At 34.0% G+C, this 15369-nt stretch carries 12 protein-coding genes; all 12 read right to left on the minus strand.

The window, feature by feature from the left end:
• Positions 1-2874, minus strand: a 2874-nt coding sequence (locus tag AB4Y90_RS08305; RefSeq protein WP_441556941.1) for an FG-GAP-like repeat-containing protein, incomplete at its 3' end; no start/stop codon positions are given.
• A 29-nt stretch (positions 2875-2903) separates the two neighbouring features.
• A complete protein-coding gene (locus tag AB4Y90_RS08310) occupies positions 2904-3392 on the minus strand; it encodes a hypothetical protein (protein WP_441556942.1) in 489 nt (162 codons plus the stop codon).
• A 7-nt stretch (positions 3393-3399) separates the two neighbouring features.
• Entirely contained in the window at positions 3400-4383 is a 984-nt protein-coding gene (locus tag AB4Y90_RS08315) for a cell wall anchor protein (RefSeq protein ID WP_441556943.1), read from the minus strand.
• Positions 4384-4394: 11 nt separating this feature from the next.
• Entirely contained in the window at positions 4395-5639 is a 1245-nt protein-coding gene (locus AB4Y90_RS08320; protein ID WP_441556944.1) for a protein O-mannosyl-transferase family, read from the minus strand.
• Between the two features lie 959 nt (positions 5640-6598).
• The gene (locus tag AB4Y90_RS08325) at positions 6599-7984 is read right to left on the minus strand and encodes an NADH-quinone oxidoreductase subunit N (RefSeq protein ID WP_441556945.1); all 1386 of its coding nucleotides are present in this window, start codon (positions 7982-7984) and stop codon (positions 6599-6601) included.
• A gap of 180 nt (positions 7985-8164) precedes the next feature.
• On the minus strand, positions 8165-9658 hold the full coding sequence (locus AB4Y90_RS08330; protein WP_441556946.1) for a complex I subunit 4 family protein: 1494 nt from the start codon (positions 9656-9658) through the stop codon (positions 8165-8167).
• On the minus strand, positions 9658-11571 hold the full coding sequence (gene nuoL, locus AB4Y90_RS08335; RefSeq protein ID WP_441556947.1) for an NADH-quinone oxidoreductase subunit L: 1914 nt from the start codon (positions 11569-11571) through the stop codon (positions 9658-9660). Before nuoL ends, AB4Y90_RS08330 begins: the two co-directional genes overlap by 1 nt.
• A gap of 2 nt (positions 11572-11573) precedes the next feature.
• Positions 11574-11903 (minus strand): NADH-quinone oxidoreductase subunit NuoK, encoded by a 330-nt coding sequence (gene nuoK, locus AB4Y90_RS08340; protein ID WP_441556948.1) that lies wholly within the window; start codon positions 11901-11903, stop codon positions 11574-11576.
• A gap of 4 nt (positions 11904-11907) precedes the next feature.
• Positions 11908-12405: an NADH-quinone oxidoreductase subunit J family protein gene (locus tag AB4Y90_RS08345; protein ID WP_034673728.1), complete on the minus strand. Its 498-nt coding sequence runs from the start codon at positions 12403-12405 to the stop codon at positions 11908-11910.
• Positions 12405-12962: a NuoI/complex I 23 kDa subunit family protein gene (locus AB4Y90_RS08350; protein ID WP_441556949.1), complete on the minus strand. Its 558-nt coding sequence runs from the start codon at positions 12960-12962 to the stop codon at positions 12405-12407. Before AB4Y90_RS08350 ends, AB4Y90_RS08345 begins: the two co-directional genes overlap by 1 nt.
• 140 nt (positions 12963-13102) lie before the next feature.
• The gene (gene nuoH / locus AB4Y90_RS08355; RefSeq protein WP_441556950.1) at positions 13103-14167 is read right to left on the minus strand and encodes an NADH-quinone oxidoreductase subunit NuoH; all 1065 of its coding nucleotides are present in this window, start codon (positions 14165-14167) and stop codon (positions 13103-13105) included.
• A 97-nt stretch (positions 14168-14264) separates the two neighbouring features.
• The gene (locus AB4Y90_RS08360) at positions 14265-15263 is read right to left on the minus strand and encodes a 2Fe-2S iron-sulfur cluster-binding protein (RefSeq protein ID WP_034673734.1); all 999 of its coding nucleotides are present in this window, start codon (positions 15261-15263) and stop codon (positions 14265-14267) included.
• Between the last annotated feature and the right edge of the window lie 106 nt (positions 15264-15369).

A 15369-nucleotide genomic window follows, 5' to 3' on the forward strand; every position in this document is an offset into this window, starting at 1 on the left:
GGTATATTCTTCTTTTGAAAATTTTGTGTCGCCATAAGCTTGTGAAACATCAATTTTAGACTTTGGACGGCCTATAAAATAATTGGCTCCCGCTCCCGATGAATTGTGGGTGTATTCAAAGATAGAAGTACTTATTGCATAACCATTATTTACATTAGAGTTTGTTTGTGATGGCAAGTAATAATCTCCATAAGTAATATTACTTGTAGTCAACGTTCCTGTTAAAAAATCTTTGGTTTTCGAACTTTTAGGAATTATAGCTGTTACTATTTTTGGCTTATCTGCATCAGATACAGTTGTTACAACATTTCCGTTAAGCAGTTTATCTGTCTGATAGGTAGTAGATTTAAATCTTAATAACTGTGTGTTATTTTCTGAAATATCTGCAGGGAAAATTTTTGATTCATCATTCGTTCTGATACTCCATTCTTTTACAGGAACAGCTTCATTTAATGGATCGATTTCAACTCCGCTCCAGATTTTTGTATTTTCGAAGCCATCTGCATACCAGGAAGAACGGGCGGATTGGTTAAACCCTATAACCCCCTTTCCTTGAAGATGCCCAGTCATACCTCGATAACGAAAGTCTTGTTTTCTATTTCCTTGTTGCATTTGGGAAACTGTAAAACTTTTATCAACTCTCTTCAAAGAAAAATAAGGATAAATCTCAGACTTTGTTTTTTTATAAAAATTGGAATCGATATCTGGGTTCAATTCTTTATAAATGATACCAGTAGCTATTTCTGCCTGATGTATAGATTTAATTTGAGAAAGCTCTGTTAAAGACGTTTGCGTTTTGTATTTATGAACTCTAGTATTTTTAAATATAAAAATATCATAATAATTATTGTTGGATTTTATAGGATATATCAATGGTTGGAATAATCCATCCTCTCCACCTCCAACATTATAAGAAGGACTTGTACTGTTAAAGCTATTAATAAACTCAGTTCCTCCTTTGGATTGTAATGTTCTAATTTCATATTGTAATGTTCTCCAAAGAGCATTTCCACTATTACTGACACCACCAACGGTATTTTTAGAATATACAAAAACAATATCAGATTTTCCATCTTTATTAACATCGGTAACTGAATAAAAATGATGATCCAATAAAGACCAAGTAACATCCTGATTAGGCTTTCTGTACTTTAAAAAATTTGTTTTTAAAATATTTTGAAAACCTATATCCGTTCCCATATAAAATCGCCAATTATCCTGAGCCTGGCTATTAGTAATCGGAATTACAAAATCCATATTGTTATCACCATTAAAATCGCCAAAAAGTACAGGAAAATTAGGATCTTTAGATTCAACTAAACTACCCGTGAATTTTACTTTTTTCAGATAAGAGTTTGTTCCATTTTTAATAAACTCGAATACTGTATATGCAGTATTAGAAACATTTATTGTTTCAACCTTTCCGTCACCGTCAACATCCATATATTTTTGATCACCATATAAGCTTTCATTAATTCCAGGATTAACAATATAAGTAGTTATCGGATTATTTTGGTTCTTTAAATCAACAATGAAATTTCCGATGCTATAGGAATTACATTCTAATTCATAACCAGGTGGGGGTCTACTTTCTATATCTTCATTATTAGACGTCCTATTTAAATTAGAAGGTACAAATAGACACTCTGTTAGACTTAAAGATAAAAATATGTCTGAAATGCCATCTCCATTGACATCACCCTCATTTATAGAATCTACTTCTAAACGACAACCAACACCTCCTCCTTGAGAAGTACAGTTTGATGTATCATAAACCATTTTTTCGAATACTTTTTCAAAAGTATTATTTCTAAAAATATAACCTACAATTTTACCTCCTTCAAATTGTACAATTCCATTTCCATTGTAAATTTCTCCTTGCTCATCCAGTAAAGTATTAACAACTTTAGATCTGGAATCAAAAACTTTATTGGTATTAATATTAGTATAATTATCATTGAATGCTCCTAATTTTAAAACTCCATTTGACATTAAAAAATCAATATAAGAATCACCATTGAAATCACCTGTGAGCTTAATATCATCAAATGAATCGGTATTATTAGGTAAAACACCATAATAATCTATTTCAGATGAGATTGCTGCAGGATATGAGAATGTTACAGGGTATTCTAAAGGTGTTCTGGCTGTACTATTTCCTGAAGCCGTAGCTCCATACCAAGCCTCTGAACCATCTTCAAAAGTCACTTCCCAATATTCGGGACCTTGCCAAGCCTGTCCTGTAATAGTTCCAACTGATTTTATTTTCACATTAGAATATTTTTCCGTTACATATTCTGCACCATCTTTTCCATATTCGCCTGATTTTAAAATCAATCGTTGTCCATTAAAGCTGTAATAGTCAGAATAATCAAGCTGGATTCCTTTAACTTCGCCATCTTTTTCAATATTCTTTCCCACTCTGGAAATTGCCGTTATTCCTGAAATATTCCAGCCATATCCTGCAATACCATTTCCTGATCCGCTGGTATAAACTAAATTAATTTGCGGAGCAACACTTTTCACTCCCGGAGGTAAAGCAATAGGTAATGTAAATTGCAACTGTCCCGCTCCATTTACTTCAATATTTCCTTTGGTATCATGGAAACTTTTTCCTGGAGGGGCTGTTGTTCCTGAAGGATTGCTGGCTCCTGCACCCGAATCAACAGACCCGCCACCAGGATTTTCTGTACCAGATCCTATTTTAGCAACAAATGGATTTGAAACCCCTGAAGTAGCTCTGAATCCAGTTGCCATGATAACAGTTTGAGGATCCTGAACCGTTCTTGTAGTAGTTTCATTCTGATATAATATTGTTTGTGAATGTCCTACAACGGAAAGTAAGGATATAAATATGGTGTAGAATAGTTTCATATTCGTGATTTAAATGTTGAAATAATTTTTTATCGCTTTGTGATATTTCTGCTGAATTTTCTTCCGTCTTTCAGTTTAACAGATAGTATATATACTCCCCATTCATAACCCGTCATATTGATTTTCAACTGACGGTTAAGGCTCGGAAGGTTCTGCTGCTGGAATTTCCAGTGGGTAGTGCTATGCTGATAAAGAGAAACGCTTTCAATCAACGAATCAACTTCTTCTGTCCAGTCTATTGTAAGAATATCATTTACTGGAATAGGATATAGTCTCATCTGTTTCCAAAATGCTTTTTCATCCATAACAGCAACGTTTGATGTTTTCAGAACTTCAGAATCAACTGTAGTAACTTTATTTTCTGTTGCTAAAAGTTCGTTTGAAGCTTGTTTAGCATTAGAATTTGTTCCACGGTATCTTTGATTTCCGGCCTCATCATATTTGAAATAAACTTCAGTCTGAGAATAGCCTAAAAAGCCTATAAACAAAGATGCTATTGATAATATATTTTTTTTCATGCTGTGTTTATTTTTTAGAAGATAAGAGTTCCTGTAACTGTTTTTCTAATACGCTGATTTTTTCAGATTGCTTTTGCAGTTGCTTGTTTTCTTCTTGCAGTTTTTTGATTTGTTTATTTTGTTCAATTGAATACAAAGTCAATTCTTCTATTTTTTCAAGAAGTTTAGCGTCCATTTCAGCAACATTAATTCCTTTTTCCATTACTTCGGCAGCCGAAGGTATATTAGGTAAATGTCCTTTTTCTGCAATATGTTTTTCAACTTCATCCAAAGTTTTAAGGTTATAATCTTTCGCAAAAACATAATCTGCCCATACATTTGCTTTCACTTCAACTTCCTTTGCAAATATTTTCCCATTGAATCTTGCTGTGGCATTGTTGAAAAATTTTGCCCAAACTCCGTTATAGTTATCTTCAAAACCAACATATGATCCACCGTCATTTCCATTATTTGGAATTGAAAACAGTAAATTCTGTGAAGCTCCTGCTACGCTGGATAAAGTTCTAAAAACGGTATCTCCGGTACGTGCACCAACCGCCCAACAATCATTACAAACTGATCTTGCAATTTGAAAATTACCTAAAGAATTAGCAATTTCAACATAAGTACCATCTGCTTTAAATACTCTAAGACTGGCCTCAGAGTTTGAAGGGTCATTTTTTCCAATTTTTACATTACCGGACGGAGTTTCTAAAACAGCTCTCATCCAAGATTGGGAACTACTGTTGTTAGTTTTTCTAAAATATAAATCTTGATCAAAAAAACTTCCTGCAAACTGCATCCCGTAATTATTGGCAGAATTAGAGTGTCTTACATCTAAAAGATGCCACCAATTACTTGCGCCAGAAGGATAATTAATTGGATTACTGGTCTGATAAAAGCCACTTGTAACAGTTGGTGCACCTGCATCATCCCGAGTTTGAGTATTAGATGTTTGAGAATAGAAAAGTGAAGTTGTCACAAGCCCGATAAATAATAATTTTTTCTTCATAATGTTATTTTTTATTTTTTAATTTTCTCCCATTCAAGAGCAAATGGGTACATGTATTTTAGTTCAGGCTCTTTATCCAAAGAGTCTTCTTTATATTTTTTTATAAAAAAGGATAAGTCGGGATTTTCACTCATCGGCGGAAACATCATATATTTTGTACCTCCTTTAAAACCTTTTTCTTTTTCAAAATTTTCACCTGTTTTTGTTGATTTTGTAATTTTATACGTCATAAAATATATTATTGGAAATAATAGAGGTAAAAAGAAATAAATAGTTTTTGGGAATGAATCCATTCCTCTCCCTATAAGTGCTAATAGAAAGATATAAGGTATTATATGAAATACGTAAACATCTGAAACATTATGTTTTATACAAAAAAATACAAAAGGAGCTATTGCAATAATTATATAATCAATTTTATTTCTGTTCTTTAGCCCTAAAAACATGAATACAAGAAAAAAAAGAAAATTATAAATTAGAAAACCTATATTTTTAATTAAGCTTTTGAAAATTATTTTCATATCAAAGTTAAAAATAGAATCCTGATATGCACCATCTGTAAAGATTGATATCAATGAATTTCTTCCTAAAGCAACAGGTATTAACAAAATTGAAAATACAAACACGGTAATTACAATACCATACACAGCATGTATTTTGAGGATTTTGTAATGTCTAATTATAAGATAACAGTAGAGCGGTATGAAAAGAATGGTCTGAACGTGTATTAAAAAAAGAAGACCAAATAAAAATGATAAATAATAAAAGTATTTTGGTTTTTTTTCTTTAAGAAATTTAAAAATATTAATTAAAAATAAAATAACAAAAAGCAAATAAAAAGTATAAACTTCTGTTATTATTGATAATCGCCAAAAGGTAAACGAAAAACCAAAAATTAACAGGCATATAAGTGTTGATTTTTGAGTAACCTCGAATAGAGGCAACAATTTTTGCAGATAAAACAATGATAGTATACCTGAAAAAACACTAATTCCAACAAAAAGAAAATGTACATTTAGAAAAGGAAGTATTTTATGAGATAATGCTAAAAAGTTAGAATATAAAAAATGGTTTGTAGCGTTTGACTCAAATTCAAATCCTTTATATGCCTGAACAGTAAAAACCAAGCTATCACCTAAAGCCGGATCTTTCCCTATAGAAAAAAAATATATAATTGCTAAAAGAATTAAACAAATAAATACATAATTTAGATATTTATTGTTTAAATCTAGTTGTTTTAGTAAGGTTCCCATCATTTGCTTTAAATTTTATTATAATGTGTTTTTACGAAGTTAATAAATTATTTTAAATTAAAATAATTTATTATAATAATTATAGTTAAAGAACGATTTATCTCAATAATGTTTAATTTCTTTGGTTACTGTAGTATTTAAGTTTAATTAAAGATGATTTTAACAAAACTTTTTTTGAATAATTTCCAAATTTACTTCTTTTTTGTAAGAATAGTATATCTTGGTTTTCTTAGAATATAAGTCTTTAGGAAAAAACTTCCGACAAATTGTATTCTATAATTAATTAGCAGAATTGCAATGTTTTACATATAAAAAGCCGATCAATTGGTCTGAAATTAATAAGTATATAGTCTTTAAAATTAATTCCGGGTATTTAGTTTATTTATTTCCACAAACTATATAGCTACTACCACAAATTCTGACATAATTTCTTCCTTTAGAAAACAAAAAATATAGCTATATCGTCTCATGAAAAAACTAATTCCTTCAAATAAATTAAAAAATGGTTTTCAATATTTGGGATTGTTAACTAAAAAGACATTTTATATAAGGTAAAGTCTTCTTACTGATTAGATGATATTTCTATACTAACATATAACTTTTCTCAGGATTGATATGGTATTTCTCGACAAGCAGATCATATTTCTAAGTGATATGATGTTATTTCTTAATGGTCAGATGGATTTGCGATACTGAAAGATGATTTTGCGAAGCGGTAAGATGGCATTTCTTAACGGATAGATCGTATTTCTGTGTGGTAAGATGTTATTTCTTAATAGTCAGATGGATTTGCGACACTGAAAGACGATTTTGCGAAGCAGATATAACTCTTATCCAAAATTAAGGTTAAACAAATAGCAGCTGGATTCCGAGATTATTAAAAATACAAAGATCATTAATTCATAATAAAAAAACCTTCCAAAAAAATTGAAAGGTTTAAATTTTAAATATGTTGATTCAGATTACAATCCGAACTGTTTTGCAAAAAGATCCGGGAAAACTCCCAATGCAATAATGGATGCAATGATAAATACAGCTACAATATTATAAGTGATACTTACTTTTTCATTGGTTTTAAAAGTTGTTTCTTTAAAGAAGAACATCGCAATAATCAGTCTCAAATAGTAAGCAATAGAAATTGCCGAACCTAAAACTGCTACGATCACTAAGAAAGTATTGTTGTCTTTCGTTAAAGCCTGTGCAAATAAAGAGAATTTACCCATAAAACCTGCTGTTAAAGGAATTCCAGCCATTGAAAGTAAAGATATCGTTGCAACGGTTGCCAATAAAGGCTCAGATTTAGCCAAACCTTTGAATGCTCCGTAAGAAGTTTCTCTTTTCAGTTTTTCAACCCAGATTAAGCACATAAATACGCCCACTGTAGACAATGAATAAGCGAATAAATAAAACGCCAATGTGTATGTTGAAAGCGCATTCATTCCGAAGAATACTAATCCGATATATCCGGCGTGCGAAACTGATGAGTATGCCAACATTCTTTTAGCATTCGTCTGAGCAAGTCCCATTGCGTTTGCTAATAATAAAGTAATGATTAAGAATACGCCTAAAATATTGATCCATTCGTGAGTAACTCCAGAGAATCCGATTGTCATTAATCTGAATAGTGCATAGAATCCTGAGATTTTTACAACACTCGCCATGAAAGCAGTGATTAATGAAGGTGCTCCCTGATAAACGTCCGGGCTCCACATGTGGAAAGGTGCTAAAGCTACTTTAAATGCCATTGCACAAAGCATCAACACAACTCCAAGAATAAACATTCCGTTGGTTGGGTTTACTGTGCTGAAATCGTGAATTCTGTATAAATCAAATGTTCCTGTGCTTCCGTAGATGAATGCAATCCCCAACAATAAGAAACCTGTTGCAAATGCTCCCATCAGGAAATATTTTAATGAAGCTTCGTTTGATCTGAGGTCAGTTTTGTTTGCTCCCGCCATTACGTACAACGGAATAGACAAAATTTCAACTCCTAAGAACAAAGTCACCAAATTTTGGTATCCGAACAATACAAAACCTCCGCACAATGCAAAAAGCATCAATGCATACAATTCTGACTGATGGTTTCTGTGATTGCTGAATGCAAAACCTCCTAAGAAGAACAAAAGTAAAGTCGTTACAATAGAAATTTTTGTAAACAAAGCGGTGTTTGCTCCGTACTCATACATTAATCTGTATTTTTCGAAGAAAGACGCTTCAGGCAAAAAGCTTACATACAATGCAACGATCAACCCGAAAATCCCAATGTATCTTGCGAATTTTCCTTTTTCAAAAACTCCCGAGAATAATGCAGCAACTGCCGTCAGGAAAACAATAATTAAAACACTCATAGTATAGATTTTGAGATTCGAGATTTGAGATCTGAGATTTGAGATTTGAGATTCGAGATTCGAGATTCAAGGTTTGGAGTTTATAATCCTGTTTTCCTGGTCTCTATCTCTTGTCTATAAGTCTCTTATCTTTTTGTCTGTTTGCTCTTAATCTCTTAATTTTTTAAATTTTTTAATCTTTTAATTATTCATCGATGAATACACAAACTCCAATGAACTTCCCACCATATCGATAATCGGCTGAGGGAAAATTCCTAACAAGATCACAAAAACTGCAATACTTGCCAATACCGAAAATTCTACTGCCGATAAATCTTTAGCTGTACTTAAAACTGCAGCATCACCTTCTCCGAACATGGCTTTACCATAGAATCTTAACAGATACACCGCGCAAAGAATGATCGTTAAACCAGCAATAATTGAAGCTAATACATTAAAATCAAAAATAGATTTAATCAAGATAAATTCCCCAATGAAACCATTCGTCAACGGAACTCCCATTGAACCTAAAATGATTAATAAGAATAATACCGCAAATTTAGGAGCTACTTTTGCCAAACCTCCCATTTGTCTGATATCTCTAGATTTGAATCTTTTGTATAAAATATCTGCACAATAGAACAAACCAACAACGTTGATACCGTGAGCGAAAGTCTGAACTAAAGCTCCTTCAGCTCCTTCAATCGTTAAAGTTCCTCTCAAAGTAAGAACTGCCGAAGAAAAAATACCTGCAACCATCAATCCAACGTGTGAGAAAGAAGAATAGGCAATGATTCTCTTCATATCAACCTGAATAATTGCAATTAAAGCACCGTGTACAATTCCTACAATTGCTAAAATAATTACAATCTGTCCTGAAATTCCAAAAATAGCCGTTGGTGTAATTGGTAATAAATATCTGATTACTCCGTAGATCGCCATTTTCAGCATGATCCCTGATAAAAGCATGGATCCTTGAGTAGGAGAGTAGGTATAGGTATCGGGTTGCCAAGTATGGAAAGGGAAAACCGGAAGTTTCACTGCAAAAGCAAAGAAAATAAACCAGAATACCACAATCTGCTGCGTTTCACCCAAATCTGCATTATACAAATCTGTAAGAGCGAATGAAGCTGAATGCGTGTAAACATAGATTAAACCCGCCAACATAAACAAAGATCCTACGAATGTGTACACGAAGAATTTCGTCGTGAATTCCATTCTTTTGTTTTCCTGTCCCCAAAGAGCCGCAATAAACCAGATTGGAATCAACGTTACTTCCCAGAAAATATAGAATAACAAACCGTCTAAAGCTGTAAATACGCCTACAAGACCAAATTGCATCAGCAAAATAAGTCCGTAAAAAGAGTTTTTGTAGCTTACGTTTTCGTTAAAAGATGATAAAATAATTAACGGCGAAAGAATATTGGTCAGCAATAAAAGAAGCAAACTCATTCCGTCAATTCCGAAGTGAAGTTTACTTTTAATAAATTGAGACCAAGGTTCATTGATCTCGTATTGCAAAACACTGTCCACCGTCGGTTCAAAATTGAAATCCGAAAGGATGTAAAAGGTAAGCAACATCTGAATCAAAGCAATTCCCAGCGCCAAATATTTGCTGGAAGCATTTTTCCAAGCAAAAACTAATCCCGAACCTACAAGAGGTAATAGTAATAATGTTAATAGTAAATAAGACATTATTGTAATATAAAGTTAACAATCAGTATAATTCCCACAGCTAAGGCCATGATAAGAACGTAGTTCTCAACATTTCCGTTCTGAATACGCTTCATAGATCTTCCGCTGTCTTCAGCGCCTTCCCCAACGTAATCTACAAAACGGTCTAAAACGCCTTTATCAAACATTTTTCCGCCACGTCCAAGTCCTTCAAATGTTTTTACAATTAAAGCATTGTAAAGTTCGTCTACGTATAGTTTTTTAGCAGAAAGTTTTTCCCAGCCTGTATAATCTTCTTCAGCTTTTGCCAATTTCTTCTTGTTGACATACATGTTTTTAACAATGAACCAAACTGTGAAGAACATTACAATCGTAGCACCTAAAAGAATCATTTCAGTATTGAAATCAACACCTGAAAGAGTTGCTTCCATTTGTTTGAAGCTTTCGTCTGYTAATACAGGTTTCAACCACTCCATTAATTTAGCATAATGACCGTGACCGATAAAGTGTGGTAAATTAATAAAACCTCCAACTACTGAAAGTATCGCCAAAACGATTAACGGTAATGTCATGTTCGTCGGGCTTTCGTGTAAGTGGTGTTTTTGTTCTTCAGTACCTCTGAACTCTCCGTGGAAAGTCAAATAGTACAGTCTGAACATGTATGCTGCGGTTGTTGCTGCTAAAATGAATAACATTACCCAGTAAATTGGGTTTTTAGCAAATGCTGCAACCAAAATTTCGTCTTTTGAAATCATCCCTGACAATAAAGGGAAACCTGAAATAGCCAATGTTCCGATCAGGAAAGTGATGTGGGTAACAGGAATGTATTTTTTCAAACCTCCCATGAAACGCATATCCTGTTCGTTGCTCATTGCGTGAATTACAGAACCTGCTCCCAGGAATAACAAAGCCTTGAAAAAAGCGTGTGTCATTACGTGGAACATTGCTGTAGAATAAGCTCCCAAACCTAAAGCAATGAACATAAAACCAAGCTGTGAAACTGTAGAATATGCCAATACTTTTTTGATGTCGTTCTGACGAAGTGCATAGAAACCTGCCAAAGCAGCCGTTAAGAATCCGATTAATAAAATTCCGCCCTGAACAGTTGGAGCTAAAGTAAATAAGAAGTTTGATCTTACCACTAAATAGATACCTGCAGTAACCATCGTTGCTGCGTGAATCAATGCTGAAACAGGAGTTGGACCTGCCATCGCATCCGGTAACCACGTATATAAAGGAACCTGAGCAGATTTACCAACAGCACCGATAAATAAACTTGCTGTAATGAAAATGATGATTGTTCCGTCTAATTCAAATTTAGAAGCATTTTGTGCTACTGAAATATAATCTACTGAGTTGGTCTGAGACGCAATCATGAAAATACCGATCAATAAACCAAGGTCACCGATTCTGTTCATGATGAATGCCTTTCTTGCTGCTTTACCGTATTCTTCGTTTGTGTACCAAAATCCGATCAATAGATAAGAACAAAGACCTACACCTTCCCAACCGATGAATAAAATCATATAGTTGCTTCCCATTACCAAAAGTAACATCGAGAAGATGAAAAGATTTAAATAAGTAAAAAACTTATAGAAACCTTTATCGTGGCTCATGTATCCGATAGAGTATAAGTGAATTAAAGATCCGATTCCTGTGATAATCATCACCATCATTAATGACAGCTGATCAATCTGGAAACCAAAGTTAATCTGAATTCCGTTTACTCTAAACCATTCGAAAGCTTTAACGACAACCGCCGGACTTTCTGAATCAAATTTTAAAAATAAGCTTACTGCAATACAAAAAGATGCAAAAACTGCAGCTGTTGCCAAACTTCCGACTACAATCTTTGGAAGATTTTTTCCGAAAAGTCCGTTGATAAGAAAGCCTATAAGTGGTAAAAGTACTATTGCATATATTAAATTCTCCATTCTTATCCTTTTAATTTATTAAATATACCTACATCTACAGAACGGGTGTTTCTATATAACATCGCAATAATTGCCAAACCAACCGCTACTTCGGCTGCTRCAACTACCATAATGAAGAATACCAAAAGCTGTCCGTCGCTGTTCCCGTTGTACGCCGCAAATGCAGCCAATAAAAGGTTTACAGAATTTAGCATAAGCTCTACACAACCTAAAATTACAATCGCATTTTTTCTAAGCAATACTCCCAAAACTCCAAGACAGAACAAAACTGAGCATAGAGTAATGAAATATTCCAGAGGGATGCTTTGCATAAATGTATTTACTTCTCCCATAATTTTATAAATCTTTTTTACCGATTAGTACCGCACCTACAATACCTGCCAAAATCAGGATGGAAGCAAGCTCAAACGGTAAAACATATTCATTGAATAAAAGTCTTCCCAGATTTTTTGTAAGACCTACGCCTTTATCTACGTTTTCAACCACTACATGATTTTCCTGTACTCCTCTGAAAACGCCTAAAACTCCAATTAAAAGAAGACCTGCTGTAAAAACTCCAACAAACTTTAAAGTATTGTTCTTCTTACTTTCGTCTTCCTTATTAAGATTAAGCATCATTAAAATATAAAGGAAAAGTACCATGATAGCACCTGCGTAAACAATAATCTGGATAATGGCAAGAAACTGTGCATTCAGAAGAATATACATTCCCGCAATCGAAAACATTGTAACAATTAATGACAAAATAGCATATAAAGGATTTTTTGCAAATACAAAGTACACTGCACTTGCCACTGCTAAAAACGCCACCAAGAAAAATAAAAACTGATCCATTATTTTACCGCATTTTTTTGTTTCTCGGATTGTCTTTCGGTGATATCAATCCTTTCATTTATTTTTTCAACCAATTTATCTTTACCGTAGATGAAAGAACCTCTGTTGGTCTCAACATCAACTAATCTGTCTGTAAGATAAATTGCAGATTTTGGACAAGCCTCTTCACACATTCCGCAGAAAATACATCTCAACATATTGATTTCATAAACGGATGCATATTTTTCTTCTCTGTAAAGATTTTTTTCTTCTTTTGTTCTTTCAGAAGCGGTCATTGTAATGGCTTCAGCAGGACAAGCAACGGCACATAATCCGCAAGCTGTACATCTTTCTCTGCCTTCCTCGTCTCTTTTCAAAACGTGTTGACCTCTCCAGATATCGGCTCTTGGTTTTTGTACTTCAGGATAAGAATAAACATTCGGAGCACGTTTTACAACCGTTCTTACCGCATGCTTAAAAGTAATCCCCATTCCTTTGAAAATCGCCGGAAGGTAGATTTTCTCCGCAAGGGTCATCTCTTTATTTGAAACAACTTTAGATCTGTTTGTAAGTTTCATTTAATTATAGATATTAGATGTTAGACATTAGATTTTAGACTAATCTTGTCTGTTATCTTAATTATTTACTATTTATTTTTTTAAACCTGAGTTAAAGAAATTTTCAAATTATCTCATTCTCAAATTTTCAAATTCTCTTCTTAATTTCCGAAAGCTAAAATCACAGCTCCTGTAATCATTAAGTTAACCAATGCCATAGGAATTAATGTTTTCCATCCTAAGTGCATCAGCTGGTCGTATCTGAATCTTGGTAACGTCCATCTGATCCACATAAAGATCAAAATTCCGATTACTGTTTTCGTTAAAAATGCTACGATGCTCAAAATACCTGCAGTGTTTTCTCCCCAGTTTTGAGTTACCCATTCAATTCCAGGATAGTTGTAACCTCCGAAGAAAAGTACTACCATGAAAGCATTAGAAATAAACATATTCACGTATTCACCGAACATGTATAAACCTAATTTCATTGATGAATATTCGGTTGTATATCCTGTTACCAATTCAGATTCACATTCAGGTAAATCGAAAGGGTGACGGTTGGTTTCTGCCAAAGCCGCAACAAAGAAAATTAAGAATGCTAAAGGTTGGTAGAAAATATTCCAGTTCATTCCCGAACCAATCGGGATAATTCCCCAAAGTTTTCCTTCAGTCTGGTTTTCAGTAATTACTTTTAAATCTAAACTTCCTGTCATCATAATGATAGAAAGTAATGCAAGACCCATCGCCAATTCATAAGAAATCATCTGCGAAGAAGCTCTGATTGCACCTAATAAAGAATACTTGTTGTTAGAAGCCCAACCTCCGATCATGATTCCGTAAACTCCGATGGATGCCATTCCGATGATGAAAAGTACACCAACATCGATGTTTGCAACCTGAAGATCGTAAGAAATTCCGCCAAAGTTTAATGTTTTCCCCCAAGGAATAACCGCTCCGGTAATCAATGAAATAAACATTACCAACGCAGGTCCCAATATGAAAAGAAACTTTTCTGCATTAGCCGGCGTAAAATCTTCTTTAAAGAAAAATTTTCCACCATCTGCAAGAGGCTGCAGTAAACCGAAAGGTCCTGATCTGTTTGGCCCGATTCTGTCCTGCATGATTGCTGCCACTTTTCTTTCTGCCCAGGTAGAGTAGGCCGCTATCGTTAATGATAACAGGAAAAGAGCAAGTACAAGTATTAATTTAAATGTAATTAAATCCATTTTTTATTTGTAAAGATTTTTAGATATGAGATGTCAGATACTAGATATGAGATAATAGTCTGATGTCTTGTGTCTGAAATCTAATTGTCTTTAATTATTATTTTTCGTCTTTTTCGCTGATTTCTTTAGCCATTGGATTGTCTAAAACTCTCAATTCGTCTTTAGGCTTTTCATAATGATTTAGAGAAATTACCGAATGTCTGTCGATATGTCGTGGTCCTTCGATGTTCCAGTCGCTTAGATTTTTTCTTTCAAAACGACAGGTATCGCAGATGAATTCTTCAACTTCTCCCCACTGATCTTTTCTTGCGGTAACTCTTACAATCTCGTCTCCTTTCATGTAAACCGTAGCTTTTCCTGAACATTTATCACATTTACAAGTTGCGTTCATTGGTTTTGTAAACCAAACTCTGCTTGCAAAACGAGCTGTTCTGTCGGTTAATGCTCCTACCGGACAAACGTCGATTACGTTTCCGATGAAGTCATTATCTAAAGCTTTATTTAAGTAAGTAGAAATTTCAGCGTGATCTCCTCTGAAAAGAATTCCGTGCTCTCTTTCTCCTGTTAATTGGTTTGCTGCCAATACACACCTTGCACATAAGATACACCGGTTCATATTTAATTTGATGTTTGGGCCTAAGTCATCTGCATCATATGTATTTCTTTCAAATTCAGTTCTGGTTTCAAGATTTCCGTGTTCGTAACCCAAATCCTGAAGGTGACATTCTCCAGCCTGATCACAAACTGGGCAATCTAACGGGTGGTTTACCAATAAAAATTCGGTAACCGCTTTTCTGCCTTCCTGAGCTTTTTCAGAAGAAAGGTTTTTCACTTCCATTCCGTCCATCACATTGGTTCTGCAGCTTGCTACCAATTTTGGCATAGGACGCGGATCTGCTTCTGATCCTTTAGAAACTTCCACCAAACATGTTCTACATCTTCCACCACTGGTTTCCAACTTGCTGTAGTAACACATTGCTGGAGGAACAGATTTTCCACCGATTTGTCTTGCAGCTTCCAAAATAGAAGTCCCGGGCAAAACTTCAGTAGTCTGTCCGTCTATCGTTATTTTGAATTTTTTAACCTCTTCGCTCATATTCTATGCTTTTCGCTTATGCTGTTAAAAGCTTTTAAGCTCTATTTTAATTATACTTTTTTGTATTAAATGTATATCCGATTCCGAAATTGAACTGGGCATACAC

Source organism: Chryseobacterium sp. 2TAF14 (assembly GCF_052115105.1).
GTDB lineage: Bacteria > Bacteroidota > Bacteroidia > Flavobacteriales > Weeksellaceae > Chryseobacterium.